This window comes from Vibrio albus, from assembly GCF_003144035.1.
Classification (GTDB): domain Bacteria; phylum Pseudomonadota; class Gammaproteobacteria; order Enterobacterales; family Vibrionaceae; genus Vibrio; species Vibrio albus.
In genome coordinates this window covers 296,619-317,463 of record NZ_QFWT01000002.1, presented here as the reverse complement: position 1 = coordinate 317,463, position 20,845 = coordinate 296,619, and the positions used below count along the sequence as shown (strand labels likewise).

The following is a 20,845-nucleotide window of genomic DNA, read 5'->3' as shown; positions in this document are numbered from 1 at the left end:
CTAGCCTCTAGCCTCTAGTCTCTAGTCTTTTCCCAAATTCCAGATAAAAAAAAGCACCGCCAAACTGGCAGTGCAAGAATTCTTTTGACAGACAGGTCAAAATAATACAGGAAGTATATGTCATGCATCATAGGCTGATGCAAAACATGGTGGTAGAAACTACCGAACTCTAAAAAAGAGTTTTGCAAACACAACATCGCAACATCAGAGCCAATTGATTCAGGAGAACCAAGCCGTTCAGGTCTGCGTTGCGGGGTGCAATATAGAATTTATCTGGTCGTCCGACAATCGACAATTTATAATGTTTCGGATAAAAAAATCTAATCCAATAGTTTCGAGAATACTGATGTCCAGACGATTACCTCCACTGAACTCATTAAAAGCATTTGAAGCCGCAGCACGGCACCTGAGCTTTACCCGGGCAGCCGAAGAGTTGTTTGTTACCCAGGCTGCAGTTAGCCATCAGATAAAAAGCCTGGAAGAATTTCTTGGCCTGAAATTGTTCAGGCGAAGAAACCGCTCCTTATTACTGACGGAAGAGGGGCAGGGTTACTTTCTGGATATCAAAGATATATTCACTTCAATTGCGGAAGCGACGGATAAAGTTCTGGAGAGAAGTGAAAAAGGCGCATTAACTATCAGTTTGCCGCCAAGCTTTGCCATTCAGTGGCTGGTACCAAGGCTGGCGGATTTCCATCAGCAGGAACCTGATATTGATGTGCGTATCAAAGCGGTGGATATGGATGAAGGATCTCTGACGGATGACGTTGATGTGGCAATCTATTATGGCCGGGGTAACTGGCCCGGATTAAAGGCCGATAAACTGTATCAGGAATTTTTGGTACCGCTCTGCTCCCCTCAATTATTGATAGGGGAGAAACCATTAGAATCATTAGGGGATCTAAGACAGCATAATTTACTACACGACTCTTCCCGAAAAGAGTGGAAGCAGTTCGTAAAACAAAATGAGATTGACGGTGTGAATGTCAATCATGGACCGATCTTCAGTCACTCTACTATGGTATTGCAGGCTGCGGTGCACGGACAGGGTATTGCGTTGGGGAACAATGTGCTGGCTCAGCCGGAAATAGATGCCGGACGTTTGATTGCTCCGTTCGAAGAAGTTCTGATGACCAAGAATGCCTTCTATGTTGTATGTCATGATAAACAGGCTGAAACCGGGCGAATAGCGACTTTTCGTGACTGGATGCTGGCGAAAGCAGCCGGAGAACCTATGTCATCCGCTCAGTGATAACTTCTAAGGTTGCAATTCATACCATTGTGATTATTATCAGCCTCCCAAACAGATAAGGTGACTCAATGAAACACGTAATGCTCTACTGTCGCTCCGGATTCGAGAAGGAGTGCGCCGGTGAAATTCAGGATAAGGCGACGCAACTGGAAGTGTACGGCTTTCCCCGTGTAAAAAAACATTCCGGTTATGTGCTGTTTGAGTGTTATCAGGACGGTGACGCCAATACTCTGATCAAAAAAATTGATTTTCAGTCGTTGATCTTTGCCAGACAGATGTTTGCCGTTGCAGCTGAGTTCACTGAGTTACCGAAAGAAGACCGTATTTCTCCCATTCTGGATACCCTTGGAGACATTGAGGAATTTCCTCGCTGTGGCGATTTGAGGATTGAAACGCCGGATACCAACGAAGCGAAAGAGTTGCTGAAGTTCTGCCGTAAATTTACGGTACCATTGCGTCAGGCTTTGCGCGGTAAAGGCATTTTATTCAATAAAGATAACCCCAAGAAACCGGTACTGCATGTCTGTTTTGTGGAGCCTGGCCACTGCTACATTGGTTATTCATATACCGATAATAACTCGCAGTTTTTTATGGGGATTCCTCGTCTCAAGTTTCCTGCTGACGCCCCAAGCCGCTCAACTCTGAAGCTGGAAGAAGCATTTCATGTCTTTATTCCGAAGTCGGAATGGGACACCCGTCTGGCTTCTGGTATGTGGGCTGTTGATTTGGGTGCGTGTCCGGGTGGATGGACTTATCAACTGGTGAAGCGCTCGATGTTTGTTCATGCGGTGGACAATGGATCGATGGCTGACAGTCTGATGGATACCGGTCAGGTAAAACATCATATGGAAGACGGCTTTAAGTTTGAACCGGCACGAAAGAATGTGACCTGGCTGGTGTGTGATATGATAGAAAAGCCGTCCCGGGTAGCACAACTGATGGGGGAGTGGATCATCAGTGGTTGGGCAAAAGAGGCGATCTTTAATCTTAAGTTGCCGATGAAAGGCCGCTACGATGAGGTGCTGGAAGATATAGAAAACTTAAAACTCTTCCTGACAGAGAACGACGTGAAGTATCGCTTGCAGGCGAAGCACCTTTATCATGATCGGGAAGAGATCACCGTACACGTGCAGTGTCTGTCGAATATTTCTCCGCGCTAGTCTCTGGCGGAACATACCGGATATCCTGCAGGTTAAACCCAAGCTCGATATCCGTTTTCAGACTGGCAACCTGTTTGCAGATTCTGGCCATCTCAATATGCTCGTCAAACTTTTTCCGGTACTTAGTAACCAGTTCTTTCGAGGCATTCGCTTGTTCAATATCCTCAAACTGATTCAGGATCTCTTTTGCTGCTTTTGGCCCGATACCGGCGATGCCCGGTACCTGACTGGAGCTGATACCGGTCAGTCCCCAGTAATCGGCTAATTGTGATGGTTTTACGCCAAATTCTTTTTCAATAAAGGGCCCATCCAGCCAGCGGTGCTGAAAGTAATCTCTAATTTGTAGTGTGGGTGACAGTAACTGGCAATAGCCTTTATCGGTGGACACGATAGTGACTTTTTCTCCGTGGCTGGCGACTTTGACTGCCAGCGTTGCCACCAGATCATCGGCTTCATCACCATCGGAAAGTAAAGAGTCAATGCCCATTTGCCACCAGGCTTCCTGAATGCTGTCTAGCCCTTGTAGCAGTGGTTCCGGCATCGGTTTTCGGTTTTGCTTATATTCCGGGAGCAGTTCCGCACGCCAGCCCCTGTCCTGAAGGTGATGATCAAACACGGCAATGATATGGGTAGGCTGTGATTCCATCAGGATACGGTTCAGAGTTCTCTGAGTGGTTTCTATTGTCCGCGGGATATCGGCCGGATCCGGCTGAGCAGAGTGAACCCGGCGAATCAGGTTTAAGGCATCAATAATAACCAGGTGTATAGCAGACATAGATATCCAAATAATAAGGGCTTATAGGTAAGCCCTTATTTTAACGAAAATATGCCATTAACGAAAATTAGGTTTATTTCGCGATGGTATAGCAGGGAGTATATTCTGAGCCGGGCAGTTTCATTCGCTGCTGGGTGACAAAATCATTCAGTAGCTTATCCATTTTCTGCATGAGAGTCGGGTCACCATCAATCCTGAAAGGGCCATGTTGCTCAATTTCCCGGATACCTTCCTCTTTTACATTACCGGCGACAATGGCTGAAAAAGCCTGACGCAGGTTTGCAGCCAGTGCTTCCGGTGGCTGATCCATATTGAGGTTAAGCTTCGCCACACTTTCATGGGTTGGCCGGAACGGTTTCTGGAAGACGGGATCGACGGTCAGTGACCAGTTGTAGCTGTAGGCATCCTGAGTCGCTTTGCGGTGTTCTCGCACTTCTGGTAGCCCGTTTTTAATGATTCTTGCTGCTTTGGCTGGATCATCAATCACGATTTGATAAAGTTTGCGGGCATCTTCTCCTAATGTATCCGTAATAAATTGATCGATTGAGCGGAAGTATTTTTCACTTTCTTTTGGGCCGGTCAAAACGATTGGCATGGGTTGGTCTGCATTGTCCGGATGCATCATAATACCCAGAACGTAGAGCAGCTCTTCAGCGGTTCCGGGACCTCCGGGGAAGATAACGATACCATGGGCCATACGGATAAAGGCTTCTAACCGTTTTTCAATGTCCGGCATGATGATCAGTTCGTTTACTATCGGATTAGGCGGCTCTGCGGCAATAATGGAGGGTTCAGTTAGCCCGATATAGCGCTGCTCATAGAAACGCTGTTTGGCATGGCCGATAGCAGCCCCTTTCATTGGACCTTCCATGGCTCCCGGTCCGCACCCGGTGCAGATGTTGAGTTCCCTCAGTCCCAGTTCATGGCCCACTTCACGGGTATATTGATACTCTACCGGGTTAATTGAATGCCCGCCCCAGCATACCACCAGGTTAGGCTCAATCCCGACATGCAGTGCGCCTGCGTTACGTAGGATGGCAAAAACCAGATTCGTGATATGGGCGGAATCGTCTCTGTTGCCGTTATGTAATTCGGAGATGCGCATATTGACATAAATAATGTCGCGCATTACTGAGAACAGGTGTTCCTGAATCCCTTTGATGATTTGTCCGTCCACAAAGGCTTCTTGTGGCGGGTTACTTAGCTCTAGTTTCAGGCCTCGCTCCCGGGTGAGCACATTCACGTCAAAGTCGCTGTGTTTTGCCAGCAATTCCTGAGAATTGTCGGTATCACTGCCCGAGTTTAGAACGGCCAGAGTACAGTTGCGATAAAGCTGGTATAGCTCGCTGGAGGCTTCTTTTTTCAGCCTCTGTACTTCGAGTTGAGAGAGTAAATCCATGCTGCCCGCAGGGCTGATATGGGTGATCATACTAACCTCCTTACACCGGGGCTATGGCCTTATCTCGGCGTAACCCTCAGGGGTATTTTTTATTATTGTGTATACCCAGGCCTTAGAAAAAGGCTAGGGTATAAGAATGACTTTATACAGATTTCAGTTGGTTAGCAAAGAAGAGATAGAGAGACTGTGCAGTGAACGTGAAAGTAGGCCTATTTCCATACGATCTGGTTAGAGCCTTTTTGTTTTGCTTCAGACAGCGCCATGTTTAAACGCTCCATAATTTCTTCTGGCGTATCTGGGTCGCTAAAGGCACTGGCTGCGACAGAGACAGTAATCGTTATACTCTGTTCTCTGAATTTGAAAGGTAACTTATTGATTTTCTGTTGCAGGTTGTGCAGCAGAGTGTGGCACGAGGACTGATCAAAGTCTGGTAGCAGGACAACAAACTCTTCTCCGGAGAATCGTGCAACAATATCTTTTTCCCGCATTTCCTGCGCAATACTTCGGGCTATGATCTTTAATGCTTTATCTCCCGCTGAGTAGCCAAAGCTATCATTGATGGATTTAAAGTCATCCAGATCAAGCAGAACAATATGGAGAGAGTGTTGGGAGCGAATCCAACGATGGTACTCGGTTTCCAGGTATTCGAGAAACGCAGTTCGGTTAAGTGTTTTTGTCAGTGGATCGAGTTTCAGCTGTTTAGCCTGATCTTCTAACCTGCGGCGGTAATCCTGGGTGATTTCGAACAGCGCATTCAGTTGTCGCTTATTCTGGATCATTCTATCGTGAACCGCTTCTTCGCGTTTTTCATTATGCTGGAGGCGTTCTGTCAGTATGTGGATCTGCTCCAGAAGCGGTGTTACCGCCGCCCTGGCATCTTCAATATTGGTTGCTCGGTTTAATGCACTCTGGCTGTTCTCTGCCAACAGAGAGAGCTCCTGATGCATGCCTTTCCGGTGTTCAGAATAAGATTCGGTTTGTTCTATACACTGATCATTCGTTTTGATGGCCCGGGAAAGAGAGTGGTTAACCTGGCTAAGAAACTGTTCGGAGGTTTTTCTCTCAAAGTGTGTGCCCTGAATGACCAGTCGGAGGATCTGCAACGTCATCTCAATTAAATCTTCAAACGTTACTCCGGCCAGCAGCTTGATACGCATATCTGCCAGTAGATCACCTGACTCACCGTTGAAATCAAGTTCATTGATAAGGTGTTGCAGCTCTTCGGACAGCTTATTTTGGGTTTCTTTGCTAATTCCGGCATAGCCCTCTCTGCTTTGGGTATGCGCTGAATTTGACATAATGATTTTAATCGCCCGTTCATAGATTGATAACAGGCGGATGGCATTGTCTAACTGCTTGTTGTTTTTTATTGATGGAAAACTCAGTAGGTTTCTGAGGTCACGCTTTAACTGGGCCGGTAATCCGGGAATTCTTTGCAGAGTTTCTCCACTCTGTTTGACTCGTTCATCTAAATGATTCTTTTGTTTTTCCATTTTATAAGTGTTTTTTTTGAGCGTACGCTCCAGCACAGCTAAGTGCGGAACTAACCTACTGACATCATGTTGTTGTTCTAGCGCTGTTTTTAATGCAACTACGCCTTTATCCAGATCGTCATGATATCCTAAGCAGGTTTCACTTAGTTTAGCAACAACTCTCTTAAGAACGCGTGATTCTCTGGTAAATTTTAACGAAGCGTTACGGTGAACTGTTTTCGTTTGTTCTAATTGTAGTTTTAACCGCTCTAGTTCAGAAATCAAATTTTCTGGAAGAGCTACACTAGTATCACTCATAGATAAAACAGGACATAGAGCACCAGCCCACCTGGACAAAAAACACTAATAAAAAACACAATAAAACGATAATAACAAAAAATGTAACAACGTCACTGCTATTTTAAAATTAGTGATTACATATTAGTCAGTAAGTACTGTTTTTTTGATTTCACCCCCATTTTTACGAGAGGAAATCACCTTGATTAATCCTTTATCTATTGCGTCACGGCAAGCGATACGGATGTTGTCACCAGCGAAACTCGCAGCCGGTGCATTTTTGATGGCTTTCAGATAGACCCATTGACTACCACTATTTTCGAGGCTGATGTCTCGTGCCATATTGGATGCCATGAGGAGTATATCAATGAGATCTTTATCATCAATAGCAGTATAAGCTCGTTGTAAAAACGGATAATCCGCAATACCAGCTCTGATACATTTGTCTATTTTTTTATCGGTTTTAAATTGATCAATCCAGTCTGTTACTTTGTAAAAGATCTGTTCGGGATCTTTATCCGGGTTAGGGTTGGGCTCTACATATAAGAACAGGGCATCAGAAAAATGGTAAAGTCTGGCTGGTTTTACTATTTTTGATTTGATAAAAGCACCAAATTCACTTTCCAGTTCCAGACCTGCTTTATATCCCCCGTTAGGATACATATTCCGCAGAAAAGGCAGATCGATCATGATAAAGCGCAGCCGGTCATGCAGAGGCTCGTTAATCAGTTCACCGGTCTCCCATTGTTCAAAGTTAGCATTACTTTGTTCCAGTGAGCTGGGGAGCTTGAGGTTAAGCAGTCGAAGGTTTCTCAGCCCTGAACGGGGATGGGTGTAATGATCTTCATACAGCTCGGTAAGTTCCTTTTTCAGTCTTCGGCTGACGGTTGCTTTCCGTAAGACAAAAAATAGCAGTAAAGAAGAAATGGCAAACAGGGCCATTAAGATATTCTGGTAATGGTGTAATTCCGCTTCCACCCCGGACAGCTTATCCTGCTGATCCTGATAGTGAAGAGAGCTCTCTATAAATTTTTTCTGCTGAATGAAGTTGTCTATCGAGATACGTAACAGTTCATCTTTTTTACTTATCTGCAGTTGGCTGTATAGCTGACTTTGCTCATAAGCATTTTGGTACTGATTAGTCTTGGCATAACTCGAAGCCAGAAGATGGTGCGCCTGTATCCGAATATCAGGGTTATCATATTTACGGGCTTCTTTCTGTGCGAGTGTTGCCTTGGCTATTGCCACTTTGTAGCGGCCAAGGTGAAAGGCCAAATCGGCTTCCAGCAGTATCGCTTTAGCCTGAAGCTGAGGTAAGCTCGAAAAGGACAATAAATTATGTGCTCTGTTCAGGTACTGCTCAGCAAGAGGATAGTTAAATAGCTGGATATAGGTTTTGGCAAGATCCAGACGTAAGTTAATAACGTGTTCAATATCTGTGTCGGTATTTTCAGCATCCAGCACATTAAAATAGTGAACCAGAGCCAGGTTGAATTTGCTCTGCAGATAATAAATGTCGCCCATTTGCTTTAGAATGACAGGTAAAATAGCTGAGTTTTTATACTTGTCATAAAAATCGGCAGCCTGAAGAAGATGCTCAATAGATCTATCCAGAGCCTGTCTCTGATAAAAAACCATAGCCAGAAGGTGGTTACTTCGGGCCAGAAGAACCAGGTTATTCGACTCAATCGCAGACCAGTAAGCGGCCAGAAGGTCGTATAGTGCTCGGTTCAGCCGGTGATGATTCAGGTTGTGCTCACCTAGAGTAAGCTGATAGTTAATAAACAGCTCTGGCCGTCCTGAGCCGGAGGCATACTTTTCTGCTTTCTGGAAGAAAGAGTCGGCCTGCTTAAGCTGCAGTGATTCTGACGCTATTGTTCCTCTCAGCATGGTTAGCTGGTAGTTGAGGGCATCGCGGGATGTGGAGGACAAATTGCCACTTTTTATATCCTGCTGAGTGGTATCCAGCTCGGCTGAGACTTTACTTTTGTCTTTATAAAGTTTCCACAGCATGCCTGTTTTTATCATCTGGCTTTGTAGACGGGCATAACTCAGAGTGTGGTGCTGTGCGACGGAAACGGCTTCATCTATCGCATTTAGAGCACCCCGGGCATCTTTTAGTGCTAATCGGGAACGGGCCAGAACCTGAAGGGCGATCACCGTTGTATTGGGTGTCCGAATCGTCTTCTCAGCATTTTCTCTTGAGGCACTGATCTCCTGGGAATCTGAGACCAGCTTTCTGGCGGACAGATAGTTTTGTGTGATCTGTTTTGCCCGGGCCGGCGCAATATCGACGAGTTTTTCTGCTTCATCCAGTATCGGGGAAGTAGGAATTTCCGCCCATGAGTAAAAAGGAGTGAATATGGCTACCGGCATAAAAACCAGCATCAGCCATATTGTCCTTTTCTTAAGGTTTCCCTTTAGGGGAGAAAAAATACTCATCGACAACTATTCCTTTTATTCGTAAGAGGGCTGTTACTGACGTGCCAGACGGTTGTTCAACGCAGGTGCTGCACTCACTGAAGAGCGATATGGATTAATATCCAGACCTCCGCGGCGGGTATATCGGGCATAGACGGTCAGTGTATCCGGCTGGCAGTATTTTTGTATATCCGTAAAGATACGCTCAACGCACTGTTCGTGAAACTCATTATGTTCGCGGAACGAGACGATATAGCGCAGCAGGGCTTCGCGGTCAATTTTCTTACCCGTATACTCAATTTCGACACTGCCCCAGTCAGGCTGGCTGGTGATAAGGCAGTTGGATTTTAACAAGTGGCTATGCAAGGTTTCGGACACACACTCATTGCTGGTGGCATTCAGCAGGTGATCCGGACGAAAATCGAAGTCGGTAATGTCGATATCCTGATCGTCAATGCATTCGCCCTGCATATTGGCTATGGTCGAGCCCGTATAATGGGTGACAGGGTAAATGTGGACGGTAACCGCAGCACCGGCACATTCAGATAAATCTTTTTTCAGTGTATCCGTTACCTGATCCCAACTGGCAAAGCGGGTTTGGTTTAAGCTGTTAAGATACAGTTTAAAAGATTTAGACTCAATCAGGCTGTGGCTGCTGGCCGGAATCGATACTTCGCCGACGGCAACCTGAGGCAGACCTTTTTCATTTAGCCAGGACAGCTCATACAGAGTCCAGATATCGCACCCCTGGAAAGGGAGTTCGTCACCCAGATTAAGGTCATCCCGGTTCAGGCTACGGGGGACAGGCTGGAGCAGACTGGCATCGTATTGGTTACAGTATTCAGTTTTCTGTCCCAGTGTCAGACCGGATAATTCTTTCGCGTTGGAATATTTGCTCATGGTGTTTTCAGAGAAAGATCGATTAGAATGACGGGAATTTTACTGAATAGCCCGTTGGCTGTCATTAACCCTTTTGTCAGGAGCCATTTATGACTCAATCTGCCGCACAGGCTTTATACGCATTTTCCCTGCGTTTTCAGCAGGCATGGAAAGACACTTGTCACTCACTTCCCGCTAACGAAGAGTTTTGGGAACTGGCCTCTCCCTGCGTTGAAGAGAAAAAAGACGGTAAAGTCTACTGGCAGCCTGTGAAACGAACCGCTCCTGCCGATTTTTCTAATTTGGAGCAGGGGATAGAGCTAACCCTGCATGAGGATATTAAAGCCTTTTACGGTACTCAGTATGCGGCGGATATGGAGGCTCGCTGGCAGGGTAATTCTCTGATTCTGCTACAGGTATGGAGTGATGAGGATTTTATCCGTCTTCAGGAAAATATTCTGGGACACCTGGTGACGCAGCGCCGTCTGAAGTTAAAACCTACCGTATTTATCGGAGCCACAGAGTCTGACCTGGATGTTATTTCTGTCTGCAACCTGACCGGACAGGTTATTTTTGAGCGCCTGGGAACCTCACAGCGAGATGTACTGGCTGAATCAATCAGCGACTTTCTGGCTGGACTGGAACCAGAGGTGTAATGCAATGTATGTAGTTGAACTGCAATTTGAATGTTTCGATGATACAACGGTTAGTGCCGTAGAAAAGGGCATTAACGGGCTGATGGAAGCCCTGCGATATAATGGTCAGGTACTGGGGCGCGAATTTCCGGTCGTGATGGGCGACGGAATTTTTACCGTGCGGGCAGTGTGTCCTGAGCAGGATGCGTTGCATCCGGATAATCATTCCGATTATGTGAAATTTTGTCTGAAGAAACTGTCTGATGCCTGTCTGCTCGCTCCCAAGGTGCGTCTGGTTGGCCGTGATCTGAACTCCGAGCAGGCAGCGGAAGAGCAAGCGCCTTCATGGCAGGTGCTGTATACCACATATGTGCATACCTGTTCTCCGTTAAGAAGTGGTGACACGCTATTGCCGATCCCTCTTTACCGTAACCCACCAACGCTGAACGGTGACCATAAAACCGTTATCAAATGGCAGACGGAATGGCAGGCCTGCGATGAACTGCAGATGGCCGGTGCCTGCAAAGCTGAGCATGCCGCATTACGGGAAATGACGGATGTGAACAGTGATCTGTTCCGAAGAGGCTGGGATATCAGAGGCAGGATCGAGTACATTACTAAGATCCCGACCTATTACTATCAGTACCGGGTCGGGGGTAAGAGTCTGGCCGAAGAGAAACAGCGTAAATGTCCCGGTTGTGGTGGGGAATGGGCTCTGGATCAGCCCATCCATGATATCTTCCACTTTAAATGCGATAAGTGCCGTATCGTGTCCAACTTATCCTGGGATTTTCTAAAATAATTGAGCCTTGTTAGCGCGATTTAGCCAGTATCCGATCCAGATGGTTGGCAAACTCCCGGCGTTCTGTCTGGGAAAGTGCTGCCGGGCCTCCGGTCTGAACACCACTGGCTCTCATGGTGTCCATAAAATCCCGGATATTAAGCCGGGATTTTATCGTTTCTTTGGTATATAACTCCCCCCGGGGGCTTAAGGCGAGCGCACCTTTAGTGATCACTTCATCTGCCAGTGGAATATCGGCGGTAATAATCAGGTCACCCGGTTCACAGCGCTGTACAATTTCATTGTCGGCAATATCAAACCCGGCCTGCACCTGAATGCTGCGAATATTTGTCCGGGTCGGTACCGGGATATAGTGGTTGGCGACGAAAGTACATTCCACGCCGGTTCTTTCTGCTGCACGGAACAAGGTTTCGCGTACTACCTTAGGGCACGCATCGGCATCGACCCATATTTTCATGCTAATTTCTCTTCCAGTGCCTGAATTCTTGAGGTCAGTTCCTGAACCTGTTGTTCTAACTGGCGAATACGCTCTTGATCCGAATCCTCCTGACGGGCAACTTCGACCTTAGGTACTTTCTTACTGTTTTTCCAGCTTTTAATCGCAGTAATTAAGGCAGGCATGGGGACCGGAGAGGAGAGTCTGGCTTTTACCAGTGCCAGAGTCGGCTCTTTGCCTTGCTGGTGCAGGGCATTCATGATCTGTGTCAGTTCTTCTGTTACATCTTTAGTTAGCATACGGCTATCCTTGAGACATCATCTGGGGGATTTCACCGCTAGAGGATACTTTCTTGTCTGACAATTAGTAAGTGTTTTTTCTATTGTCATTCATAGGTGACAATTTATTCATTAAATATCCTGCATGTGAATATTTACCACATTAAGTGAATAGAGTGTCATTTAGAGAAGATATAGCTGAAGTGATTTGTGAGAGATCTCTTACATTCTTTGTAGGAAAAATCGAAACTTATGCTGAATATGAGCCAGTCTCGTTGTTTTATCCTGTTGTTTTTCCTTGTTTTGTACGATTAATAAACGTTTGGTTGAATAAAAATACAGAAAAACGGGCTTGTTCAGAATCAGGATAAGGGTAATCTTAATGGCGTCGGCAGGATGCAGACATGGATTTAAGTATAACCAGGGAACAGGTTATCTTCAGGAAGAAGTTTTGATTGTCAGGAACGCAATCAGCACGGAGCACAGGACACCTTCAGGACGAAGGCAGGAACCACATCAGGATGATGTCAGGGAAACCGCTCAGGGAACAAGTGACGTGCGCTAATCAGGATTATTAGCAGGTCAGGACGACCAGGACACCGCCAGGATGGCGATGCAGGATTAAACCGAGGGATTCGGTACTATTAAGGATGATGCAGGGAGCACCGTTGTAGTAGCCGGAATGCTGCGAGTAAGATCATAACCCCGATACGCGAGTATCGGGGTTTTTCTTTTTTGGAAAGAAAAATACTATTTGACCGACTGCTGAAGCCTAATCAGCGCGTCTGCAAGCTCCTGTGAGGGGGCATTATGCAGTAAAGGCAGAAATACGATACGTAATGCGGGAAGCATCACCAAATCAGCAAACAGCTGATTGAACAGTGGCTGATTGCCTGTCTGAGCGATACGAAGCAGGAACTGTTCTGCTGCTTCTGGGTTTTCCAGCGCTTCCCAGGCCCGTCCGGCAAGTCCGATAAGGACTTCCTGATGGCTAAGTCCGGGGCTGTCCAGAATGGTCGTGATGACGTCCTGTAAAATAGTCTTATCAGCGCCGGACAGGGCTCTGACTAATGCGGATAACAGGAAAAGATCCGGTTCTTTGCTTTTGCATTCGGTCAGTGCCATGCCCTGGATTTTTTCCGCTAGTTTGTCTGGCAACTGGATATGCTCCAGTCCCCCCAGAAGGGCATATAGCGGCTCAGAGGGCAGGTGAGAGATCGCTTTGCGGATTAATACACCATTCTGTTCTTTATTCAGTCGCGCGCAAATGTCGGTGATACCCTGCAGGCCAACCGTCTGCCAGTTTTCCCAGCCTAATCCACCGGAAAAATAGTGCTGAGCGTGCTCATAATACTGGCTGGTGGCTATATCCAGAGAAGCACGTAACTGGCTGTGAAACACCGCCATTTTGTCTTCTGCCGGTTTAAAGGTGTATGGATTGTTGGCCAGCTTCTGTTGCTGTTCTTCATCAAGTTGTTTATTCAGTCGGGAGCCCATGGCTTCCAATACATATTTGATAAAGTTGCCGACATCAGATTGTTTTAACAGGCCGCGCTCATCCAGTGGAAACTTCAGGAACCAGATCCAGGGCTGCTTTTCTTCATTCCAGTAGGCGACTGCTAGTTGGGCGTGGCGCTGAATCGGATAAGGATAGGGGTTCTGTCCCTGTTCAACAGCGGAAAAAAGCGCATTATCAATTGGCTGGATACGTCGGCCAAGGTCATAAATTTGATACTCACAGCCACTGTTAGTCAGTAGCTGGGTCAGGGTATAAATACTGTCCATGAATGGATCCCCGATTGGAATTATGGGTATTTCCTTAATAAATGGTACTCTTGGGCCAAAATTCAAGGCAGTCCCGTATAATTCAGGGTAAGCCTGCATAAAAACGGTGAACATTGGAGCAGAAATGACAAAAATTATCCGGTTTAAGCAGCATCTGAGTGAGCTGGAGCAGGGTATGCGCGAAAGTGGCTTGTGGAGTCAGTCTTCCCCGTCTGCAGTGGCTCTCAGTAGCCAGCAGCCGTTTTCAGTGGATACATTGACTCCCGAAGAATGGTTACAGTGGATCTTCATTCCCAGAATGCTGGATTTGATGAGCCGGGAACAGCCTGTTCCGTCAGGCTTCGCTATCTCCCCCTATTTTGAGGAAGTGTGGAAACTGGATGCCGGTAAACAGGCGCTGTTAACATTAATAGAGGATATAGATAAAGCATGTCAGTAATGCTGGAAATAGTGTATCAGGATGACTACCTGATTGCGGTGAACAAACCGGCAGGTATGCTGGTGCACCGTTCATGGCTGGATAAATATGAAACCCAGTTTGTGATGCAGACACTGCGGGATCAGATTGGACAGCATGTTTTTCCTTTGCATCGTCTGGACAGGCCGACGTCCGGAGTGCTGTTCTTTGCGCTCTCCAGTGAGGTTGCCTCGCAGGTGATGCCGATGTTTGCTCATCATGAAATGCAGAAAACCTATCATGCTGTGGTGCGGGGCTGGATAGAAGAAGCGGCAGTACTGGATTATCCGTTAAAAGAAGATCAGGACAAAATTGCAGACAAGTTCGCCAGCAAAGAGCCGGAAGCTAAAGAGGCGGTGACTGAATACCGCCCCTTGGCGAAGGTGGAAGTGCCATTCTCGACCGGCCGCTTTCCGACCAGCCGCTACTGCCTGGTGGAAATGAAGCCAAAAACCGGTAGAAAGCACCAGCTACGCCGTCATATGCATCACCTGAGTCACCCCATTATCGGAGACACCACCCATGGTGACGGTCGGCATAACCGTCTGTTCCGCGAGCATTATGATGCCAAGCGGCTTTTGCTGCACGCCTCTGAACTGAGCTTTGTTCACCCGTTTAGTGGAGAAGAGATAACCATCAAAGCGGGTTTTGATGAGGTGTGGTTAAGGCTGTTTGGTGAGTTTGACTGGACGGTCTAGAGACGAGATCGCTTTGCTTCTAGATACTATACAAGCAACACCTGTTGTCATTCCTGCGAAGGCAGGAATCTTATCAATGAGTCTGTGATGGCTTAGTAGATCCCTGCCTTCGCAGGGATGACGATTTCCTCTAGCCTCTAGCCTCTAGCCTCTAGTCTCTAGCTCGGCATCAGCTCCGACACATTCTGGATCAGCAGCTCTTTGAGTTGCTCCTGTTCTTCGTAGGTCAGCAATGAATCGGTTGAAGAGGTCAGGATAAACAAGTCTTCTGCCCGTTCACCAATGGTCGTAATTTTCGCACCATGCAGGTTGATGTTCAGCTCTGCGAAGGTTGCGCCGATTTTTGCCAATAGTCCGGGGGTATCCAGAGCCACAAACTCCATCAGAGTCTGCTTCCTTCTCTTGGTCGGAATAAAGTCGACCCGGGTTTTCACATTAAAGTGCTTAAGGTTCCGAGGGGTCCGGCGTAGTTTAATGGCCGTGAGTTTACCTTCCTTGATCACCTGCTTCAGGCTACGGATTAATCCCACATGCTGGCTTTCATCAATGGGCTCACCATTCTGATCCAGGATGATAAAGGTATCCAGAGTATAGTCATCTTTACTCTCCATGATTTGCGCATCCAGCACGCTCAGGTTTCTTCTGTCCAGTTCTGCCACAACTTTAGCAAACAGGGATGGTTGGTCTTTGGTGTAAATGAACATTTCCGTACCACCACGGGAGGCCTTTTCGCCGAAAAGGATTTGGGTTCCATCGGCATCCTCCATTCGTAATAGATGTTCACTGTGCCAGGCGATTTGTTGGTAGGTATGACGCAAGAAATAATCGGCCTTAAAGCGGTGCCATAACAGTTCGATTTCCCGGCTGGTAAAGCCCTCTTTGCGCAGTTGAGCTGAAGCCATTTGTTGATTGTGACGGATACGGTCACGAACATCGACAGGGTTTTCCAGGCCACGGCGCAGAGCTCGCTGGGTCGAATGATAAAGTTCCGCCAGAAGCGTTCTCTTCCAGCTGTTCCATAGTTCTGAGTTGGTGGCGCAGATATCGGCGACAGTCAGACAGACCAGATTGTCCAGATATTCTTCGTCCCGCACTTGTTTGGCAAACTCGGCAATAACTTCGGGGTCGTAGATGTCACGTCGCTGAGCGGTCACCGACATGAGCAGGTGGCTTTTTACCAGCCAGGACACCAGCTTAGCTTCTGGTTTAGACAGGCCATGTTCAAGACAGAAGTCATAGGCTTCAACAGAACCGATTTCTGAATGATCGCCGCCCCGCCCTTTACCTATATCGTGGAACATGGCGGCCAGCAATAAGAGTTCCTTCTTCTGAAGGCGAGGATAAACTTCGCAACAGATAGGGTGGACAGCCGCATTTTCAGGCTGGCTGAAGGTGTGAATATGTTTCAGTACCCGGATACTGTGCTCATCCACCGTATAGACATGGAACAGGTCAAACTGCATCTGCCCGACAATATGACTCCACTGAGGTAGATAAGTCGCCAGTACCCCCAGTTTGTGCATCAGGCTGAAAGCTTTATACAGCGAGTTCGGGTGACGGACCAGCGTCATGAACTTTTCCCTGGCCTCCGGGATGGTATGCAGGAACTTATTCAGTCGTCTTCTTGCTGTCCGCAACTGACGCATCGTTGCGGGCCCCACATCTTCAATGGTGGAGTCATTGGCAATGTGGATAAACATATCCAGAATGGTTTCCGGCCGGGACTGAAACAGTGCGGGTTTTCTGGCTTCGATGAGTGAGCCACGGCGCTGGAAATCATCATCCAGGATTTCAGCTTCCGGTTGTTCACCCTCGCTGATAATGGCCTGATCGAACAGGCGTAGCAGCATCTGGTTGAGTTCGGCTACCCGGCGAAGGGTTCGGTAGAACTCTTTCATCATAGTTTCTACCGCCGTATTTCCCTTTCCGGTGAAGCCTAACAGTTCAGCAACACCAGCCTGATGAGCAAAGGTCAGGCGGTTATCGTATCGCTTCAGTTCCAGATGCAGAGCAAAACGGATACGCCAGAGAAAATCCTGGCATTCCTTCAGTTCCCGGTATTCACTGTCGGTCAGGAAACCAAAATGGCTCATTTCCAGCAGTGACGTTGCACCGAAGTGGCGTCGGGCGACCCAGCCAAGTGTATGAATATCCCTTAGCCCGCCCGGGCTAGACTTAATGTCAGGTTCCAGGTTGTAGGTGGTGTCATGATAACGGGCATGTCGTTCTTTCTGTTCTTTGACTTTTGCTTCGAAGAACACGTCGCTGGGCCAGAATGAATCGGCCAGGATGATGGTTTTGAGCCGGTAAAATGTATCTTCACAGCCACTTAACAGGCGAGCTTCCTGCAAGTTGGTCGCAACCGTCAGATCTTCTCGTCCGATGTCCGCACATTCCTGAACCGTACGCACAGCATGACCGACTTCTAACCTGAGATCCCATAACAACGTGATGAACTCACTGAGTTTGGCTTTGACCGATTCCGGTGGCGGGGTAAGAGACAAGAGTAAAATATCAATGTCTGACAGAGGGTGCAGTTCAGCGCGTCCGTAGCCGCCGACAGCAACCAGGCAGAGATTGTCTATTTCAGAAAAGCCATAATATTGCCAGAGTCTCTGCAGCAACTGATCCATATATTCACTGCGGGCATAAACCAGATCGGTAATGGGGTGGTTATTCTGGAATTCTTGTCTCTGGTATTCAAACAGGGCATCCAGTTGCTCTTTCAGACTGGTTGGGGTTAATTGCTCGTCAGCAAGTTTTAGTGGTGACAAATACGGCATACAACGCGTTCCATGCAAAATAAAACTAATTAGGCACAATGTACCAGCCGTACGTGAGATTGTAAAAATGTGAATCTGCCGCTTTATGGCGATGAAAATAATGATGGTCGCGGGGAAAGGGATCCGGACAAGGTATTCCCTATGAAGGGAATACCTGTAGTAGGCCAAATGGTCCGGAGATTAGTTATTTACCATGGTACGGGGAATCGTCTCATCAGAGCGTAATGTCAGGACTTCGCAGCCTGTCTCTGTCACCACAAGAGTGTGTTCCCACTGCGCGGAATTTTTACCATCACCCGTGTAGACGGTCCAGTCGTCTTCACTGTCGACTGAACAGCCGAACTTCCCGGCATTAATCATTGGTTCAATGGTGAAGACCATGCCTTGCTTCAGAACTCTGCGATCATTATTACGGTAGTGAACTACCTGTGGCTCTTCATGGAATTCATCACCGATGCCGTGACCACAGAAGTCTTTGACAATAGAGAACTTATTTCGCGGATTTTTTTTGTTATTTTCTTTGATGTACTTATCAATGGCGGTGCCGATATCTCCGACCGTTGCCCCTGGTTTTACTTTACGCATACCTACGTACAGTGCTTCCTGGGTAACCATGCACAAACGTTTATTGGCCGGTGAAACATCGCCTACCAGAAACATACGGGATGTGTCCCCGTGGTAGCCCTGAGGTCGGGTTTCCAGTGAGGCGTCTTTATCGTCAGGAATGATCACCGTGATATCAATATTGATAATATCACCGTCTTTCAATACAGCAGGCTTCAGTTTACCTGTGCTGCCCATTTCATCTTTTGTCGCAGGGATGCCGTGACAGACGATGTGGTTGATAGAAGTACAGGTCGCTTTAGGAAAACCGTGATAATCAAGAGGAGCGGGATACGCGCCATTGTCGACGATAAACTTGTGACACAACTGGTCCAGTTCTTCTGTTGTGACTCCTGGCTTAACATACGGTTCAATCATCTCCAGCACGTCAGCCGCCAGTTTACCGGCTACGCGTAGTTTCTCTATTTCTTCTTCGGTTTTGATTTTGATTGTCATTTCGTTTCTCAGCTCTACTGCAATAGGCGTATTCTACCAGTGGTCAACATAACCGCAATGGATTCTATTAGTAATCCTGAATCTTAAAGTAATTTAAGCATATTACTGGCAATAGAGGGGCAAAATATGGTATAAAGCGCGCCAAGTCAAAGGTCTGTTATCTCTCTGGTTGCAAACTAAAGTGAACTTTGGTGACAAATCATGGCGAAGCCGGTTTTTGACCTATAAACAATTTATCTTTAAATCACACACGTACCGACACATGTTCCGGGGTGCTTACACTGTTTGTTAGCCATATTTATGGCTGGTGGTAAGTCGGATGCATGGGGTATGTGGAGGCCTAACCCCATAGAGGATTTTAAAATGGCAACTGTATCAATGCGCGATATGCTAAAAGCTGGTGTTCACTTCGGTCACCAGACTCGTTACTGGAACCCAAAAATGAAGCCATTCATCTTTGGTGCTCGTAACCGTGTTCATATCATCAACCTGGAAAAAACTGTACCTATGTTCAACGACGCTCTTGCTGAGCTGGTTAAAGTTGGCGAGAAAAAAGGTAAAGTTCTTTTCGTTGGTACTAAGCGTGCTGCATCTGAAGCTGTTAAAGAAGCTGCTATTGCAAGCAACCAGTTCTACGTTAACAACCGCTGGCTTGGCGGTATGCTGACTAACTACAAAACTGTTCGTCAGTCTATCAAGCGTCTGAAAGATCTTGAAGCTCAGTCTCAAGACGGCACTTTTGACAAACTAACTAAGAAAGAAGCTCTGATGCGTACCCGTGAAATGGAGAAGCTAGAGAAATCTCTTGGTGGTATCAAAGACATGGGCGGTCTGCCTGACGCTCTGTTTGTAATCGACGCTGATCACGAACACATCGCAGTTAAAGAAGCTAACAACCTGGGCATCCCAGTATACGCTGTTGTGGATACTAACTCAGACCCTGACGGTGTTGACTTCATCATCCCTGGTAACGACGACGCAATCCGTGCGGTTCAGCTATACCTGAACGCTGCAGCTGACGCTGTAAAAGAAGGTCGTAACCAAGACGTAGCTGCTGTAGCTGCTGAGCAAGATGGTTTCGTAGAAGAAGCTGCTGAATAATAGCGGACTCTGACGTCATACACTTAGTGATGCCGGTAGTTTGTTTATGCCGGCTCTGTTTTTGTGACACACTACTTAAACATAAACTAAGCTATAGTTAGTATCAGGGGCCGATTGTCAGGCCCCTGATTTTTATCTTATCCAGAATCAATTGAGGAATAGAGAATGGCTGTTACTGCTGCTCTAGTTAAAGAACTGCGCGAACGTACTGGCGCAGGCATGATGGAATGTAAAAAAGCGCTTGTTGAAACTGATGGTGATGTTGAACTGGCAATTGAAAACATGCGTAAGTCTGGTGCTGCTAAAGCTGCTAAAAAAGCTGGCAACGTAGCGGCTGAAGGCGCGATCATCATCAAAGAAGCTGATGGTGTTGCTGTTCTGCTTGAAGTTAACTGCCAAACTGACTTCGTTGCTAAAGATGCTAACTTCACTGCGTTTGCAAACGAAGTTGCTGAAGCAGCTCTTGCTTCTAAAGCTTCTGTTGAAGAACTACAAGCACAATTCGAAGAAACTCGTGTTGCTCTAGTGGCTAAAATCGGTGAAAACGTAACTATCCGTCGCGTTCAGTATGTTGAAGGTACTGCTCTGGCTTCTTACCGTCACGGTGAGAAAATCGGTGTTGTTGTTGCTGGTGAAGGCGATGCAGAAACGCTTAAGCACGTTGCAATGCACGTAGCAGCGTCTAAGCCTGAGTACGTAAACCCAGAAGACGTACCAGCTGACGTAGTAGAAAAAGAGAAAGCGGTTCAGGTTGAAATCGCAATGAACGAAGGCAAGCCTGCTGAAATCGCAGAGAAAATGGTTATCGGCCGTATGAAGAAATTCACTGGCGAAATCTCTCTGACTGGTCAGGCGTTCGTTATGGAACCTAAGAAATCTGTAGGTGACATCCTTAAAGAGCGTGGTGCTTCTGTTGCTACTTTCGTTCGCCTGGAAGTGGGTGAAGGTATCGAGAAAGGCGAAGAAATGAGCTTTGCTGAAGAAGTAGCTGCAGCGCAGAAAGGTTAATCCTTCGCGTTTAATGCTTATAGAAAAGGCCGTAGTTAAGACTACGGTCTTTTTGCAGATAACCGTTACCATTTGGTTTTTGTATGCTGGCGAATATTCTTAAGTTCGGTATAAGCAAATATTAAATGGTAACTGTTAACAACAACAC

18 protein-coding genes are annotated in these 20,845 nt (G+C 46.9%); 8 read left to right on the top strand and 10 right to left on the bottom strand.

Going from position 1 to position 20,845, the window contains the following annotated elements:
• Positions 1-346 precede the first annotated feature (346 nt).
• Both DI392_RS05085 and rlmM read left to right on the top strand, forming a co-directional pair.
• The gene (locus DI392_RS05085) at positions 347-1,252 is read left to right on the top strand and encodes a transcriptional regulator GcvA (protein ID WP_109318823.1); all 906 of its coding nucleotides are present in this window, start codon (positions 347-349) and stop codon (positions 1,250-1,252) included.
• Positions 1,253-1,320: 68 nt separating this feature from the next.
• Positions 1,321-2,412 carry a 23S rRNA (cytidine(2498)-2'-O)-methyltransferase RlmM gene (gene rlmM, locus DI392_RS05080; RefSeq protein WP_109318822.1) on the top strand — a complete coding sequence of 364 codons (1,092 nt, stop codon included), beginning with the start codon at positions 1,321-1,323 and terminating at the stop codon, positions 2,410-2,412.
• On the opposite strand, the gene xni is transcribed toward rlmM, so the two are convergent.
• The 5 genes from xni to queF all read right to left on the bottom strand — a co-directional run bounded on the left by xni (position 2,369) and on the right by queF (position 9,676).
• Complete coding sequence (xni, locus tag DI392_RS05075) at positions 2,369-3,187, bottom strand: flap endonuclease Xni (protein ID WP_109318821.1); 819 nt, start codon at positions 3,185-3,187, stop codon at positions 2,369-2,371. The two genes, rlmM and xni, sit on opposite strands and share 44 nt — an antisense overlap.
• Positions 3,188-3,260: 73 nt before the next feature.
• Positions 3,261-4,616, bottom strand: a complete 1,356-nt coding sequence (gene ppnN, locus DI392_RS05070; protein WP_109318820.1) for a nucleotide 5'-monophosphate nucleosidase PpnN — start codon at positions 4,614-4,616, stop codon at positions 3,261-3,263.
• Positions 4,617-4,795: 179 nt separating this feature from the next.
• Complete coding sequence (locus DI392_RS05065) at positions 4,796-6,376, bottom strand: GGDEF domain-containing protein (RefSeq protein ID WP_109318819.1); 1,581 nt, start codon at positions 6,374-6,376, stop codon at positions 4,796-4,798.
• A gap of 123 nt (positions 6,377-6,499) precedes the next feature.
• The gene (locus DI392_RS05060) at positions 6,500-8,797 is read right to left on the bottom strand and encodes a tetratricopeptide repeat protein (protein ID WP_146194520.1); all 2,298 of its coding nucleotides are present in this window, start codon (positions 8,795-8,797) and stop codon (positions 6,500-6,502) included.
• Between the two features lie 33 nt (positions 8,798-8,830).
• Positions 8,831-9,676, bottom strand: a complete 846-nt coding sequence (gene queF, locus DI392_RS05055) for an NADPH-dependent 7-cyano-7-deazaguanine reductase QueF (protein ID WP_109318817.1) — start codon at positions 9,674-9,676, stop codon at positions 8,831-8,833.
• Positions 9,677-9,765: 89 nt separating this feature from the next.
• Between queF and syd the strand changes: the two genes are divergently transcribed.
• Complete coding sequence (gene syd / locus DI392_RS05050) at positions 9,766-10,311, top strand: SecY-interacting protein (RefSeq protein ID WP_109318816.1); 546 nt, start codon at positions 9,766-9,768, stop codon at positions 10,309-10,311.
• Positions 10,312-10,315: 4 nt separating this feature from the next.
• The gene (locus DI392_RS05045; RefSeq protein ID WP_109318815.1) at positions 10,316-11,092 is read left to right on the top strand and encodes a Zn-ribbon-containing protein; all 777 of its coding nucleotides are present in this window, start codon (positions 10,316-10,318) and stop codon (positions 11,090-11,092) included.
• 10 nt (positions 11,093-11,102) lie between these two features.
• On the opposite strand, the gene DI392_RS05040 is transcribed toward DI392_RS05045, so the two are convergent.
• From DI392_RS05040 to DI392_RS05030, 3 genes are all read right to left on the bottom strand, one after another.
• On the bottom strand, positions 11,103-11,549 hold the full coding sequence (locus DI392_RS05040; RefSeq protein WP_109318814.1) for a YaiI/YqxD family protein: 447 nt from the start codon (positions 11,547-11,549) through the stop codon (positions 11,103-11,105).
• Positions 11,546-11,827, bottom strand: coding sequence for a hypothetical protein (locus DI392_RS05035; RefSeq protein WP_109318813.1), 282 nt, complete (start codon positions 11,825-11,827; stop codon positions 11,546-11,548). Before DI392_RS05035 ends, DI392_RS05040 begins: the two co-directional genes overlap by 4 nt.
• A 729-nt stretch (positions 11,828-12,556) precedes the next feature.
• A complete protein-coding gene (locus tag DI392_RS05030; protein WP_109318812.1) occupies positions 12,557-13,591 on the bottom strand; it encodes a DUF3549 family protein in 1,035 nt (344 codons plus the stop codon).
• 124 nt (positions 13,592-13,715) lie between these two features.
• Between DI392_RS05030 and DI392_RS05025 the strand changes: the two genes are divergently transcribed.
• Together DI392_RS05025 and truC are read left to right on the top strand one after the other, a co-directional pair.
• Entirely contained in the window at positions 13,716-14,030 is a 315-nt protein-coding gene (locus tag DI392_RS05025) for a YqcC family protein (RefSeq protein WP_109318811.1), read from the top strand.
• A complete protein-coding gene (gene truC / locus DI392_RS05020; protein ID WP_109318810.1) occupies positions 14,030-14,746 on the top strand; it encodes a tRNA pseudouridine(65) synthase TruC in 717 nt (238 codons plus the stop codon). Before DI392_RS05025 ends, truC begins: the two co-directional genes overlap by 1 nt.
• Positions 14,747-14,904: 158 nt before the next feature.
• On the opposite strand, the gene glnD is transcribed toward truC, so the two are convergent.
• Positions 14,905-17,529 (bottom strand): bifunctional uridylyltransferase/uridylyl-removing protein GlnD, encoded by a 2,625-nt coding sequence (gene glnD / locus DI392_RS05015; RefSeq protein ID WP_109318809.1) that lies wholly within the window; start codon positions 17,527-17,529, stop codon positions 14,905-14,907.
• A gap of 180 nt (positions 17,530-17,709) precedes the next feature.
• A complete protein-coding gene (gene map, locus DI392_RS05010) occupies positions 17,710-18,588 on the bottom strand; it encodes a type I methionyl aminopeptidase (protein WP_109318808.1) in 879 nt (292 codons plus the stop codon).
• Between the two features lie 363 nt (positions 18,589-18,951).
• Between map and rpsB the strand changes: the two genes are divergently transcribed.
• Both rpsB and tsf read left to right on the top strand, forming a co-directional pair.
• On the top strand, positions 18,952-19,689 hold the full coding sequence (gene rpsB, locus DI392_RS05005) for a 30S ribosomal protein S2 (protein ID WP_146194519.1): 738 nt from the start codon (positions 18,952-18,954) through the stop codon (positions 19,687-19,689).
• Between the two features lie 165 nt (positions 19,690-19,854).
• A complete protein-coding gene (tsf, locus tag DI392_RS05000; RefSeq protein WP_109318807.1) occupies positions 19,855-20,697 on the top strand; it encodes a translation elongation factor Ts in 843 nt (280 codons plus the stop codon).
• The last annotated feature ends 148 nt before the right edge of the window (positions 20,698-20,845 follow it).

Coding starts and splice junctions, on each gene's coding strand:
- rpsB (WP_146194519.1), top strand. CDS start 18,952: ATGGCAACTGTATCAATGCGCGATATGCTAAAAGCTGGTGTTCACTTC.
- DI392_RS05060 (WP_146194520.1), bottom strand. CDS start 8,797: ATGAGTATTTTTTCTCCCCTAAAGGGAAACCTTAAGAAAAGGACAATA.
- ppnN (WP_109318820.1), bottom strand. CDS start 4,616: ATGATCACCCATATCAGCCCTGCGGGCAGCATGGATTTACTCTCTCAA.
- DI392_RS05085 (WP_109318823.1), top strand. CDS start 347: ATGTCCAGACGATTACCTCCACTGAACTCATTAAAAGCATTTGAAGCC.
- rlmM (WP_109318822.1), top strand. CDS start 1,321: ATGAAACACGTAATGCTCTACTGTCGCTCCGGATTCGAGAAGGAGTGC.
- xni (WP_109318821.1), bottom strand. CDS start 3,187: ATGTCTGCTATACACCTGGTTATTATTGATGCCTTAAACCTGATTCGC.
- queF (WP_109318817.1), bottom strand. CDS start 9,676: ATGAGCAAATATTCCAACGCGAAAGAATTATCCGGTCTGACACTGGGA.
- truC (WP_109318810.1), top strand. CDS start 14,030: ATGCTGGAAATAGTGTATCAGGATGACTACCTGATTGCGGTGAACAAA.
- syd (WP_109318816.1), top strand. CDS start 9,766: ATGACTCAATCTGCCGCACAGGCTTTATACGCATTTTCCCTGCGTTTT.
- DI392_RS05040 (WP_109318814.1), bottom strand. CDS start 11,549: ATGAAAATATGGGTCGATGCCGATGCGTGCCCTAAGGTAGTACGCGAA.
- glnD (WP_109318809.1), bottom strand. CDS start 17,529: ATGCCGTATTTGTCACCACTAAAACTTGCTGACGAGCAATTAACCCCA.
- DI392_RS05065 (WP_109318819.1), bottom strand. CDS start 6,376: ATGAGTGATACTAGTGTAGCTCTTCCAGAAAATTTGATTTCTGAACTA.
- map (WP_109318808.1), bottom strand. CDS start 18,588: ATGACAATCAAAATCAAAACCGAAGAAGAAATAGAGAAACTACGCGTA.
- DI392_RS05035 (WP_109318813.1), bottom strand. CDS start 11,827: ATGCTAACTAAAGATGTAACAGAAGAACTGACACAGATCATGAATGCC.
- DI392_RS05030 (WP_109318812.1), bottom strand. CDS start 13,591: ATGGACAGTATTTATACCCTGACCCAGCTACTGACTAACAGTGGCTGT.
- DI392_RS05045 (WP_109318815.1), top strand. CDS start 10,316: ATGTATGTAGTTGAACTGCAATTTGAATGTTTCGATGATACAACGGTT.
- DI392_RS05025 (WP_109318811.1), top strand. CDS start 13,716: ATGACAAAAATTATCCGGTTTAAGCAGCATCTGAGTGAGCTGGAGCAG.
- tsf (WP_109318807.1), top strand. CDS start 19,855: ATGGCTGTTACTGCTGCTCTAGTTAAAGAACTGCGCGAACGTACTGGC.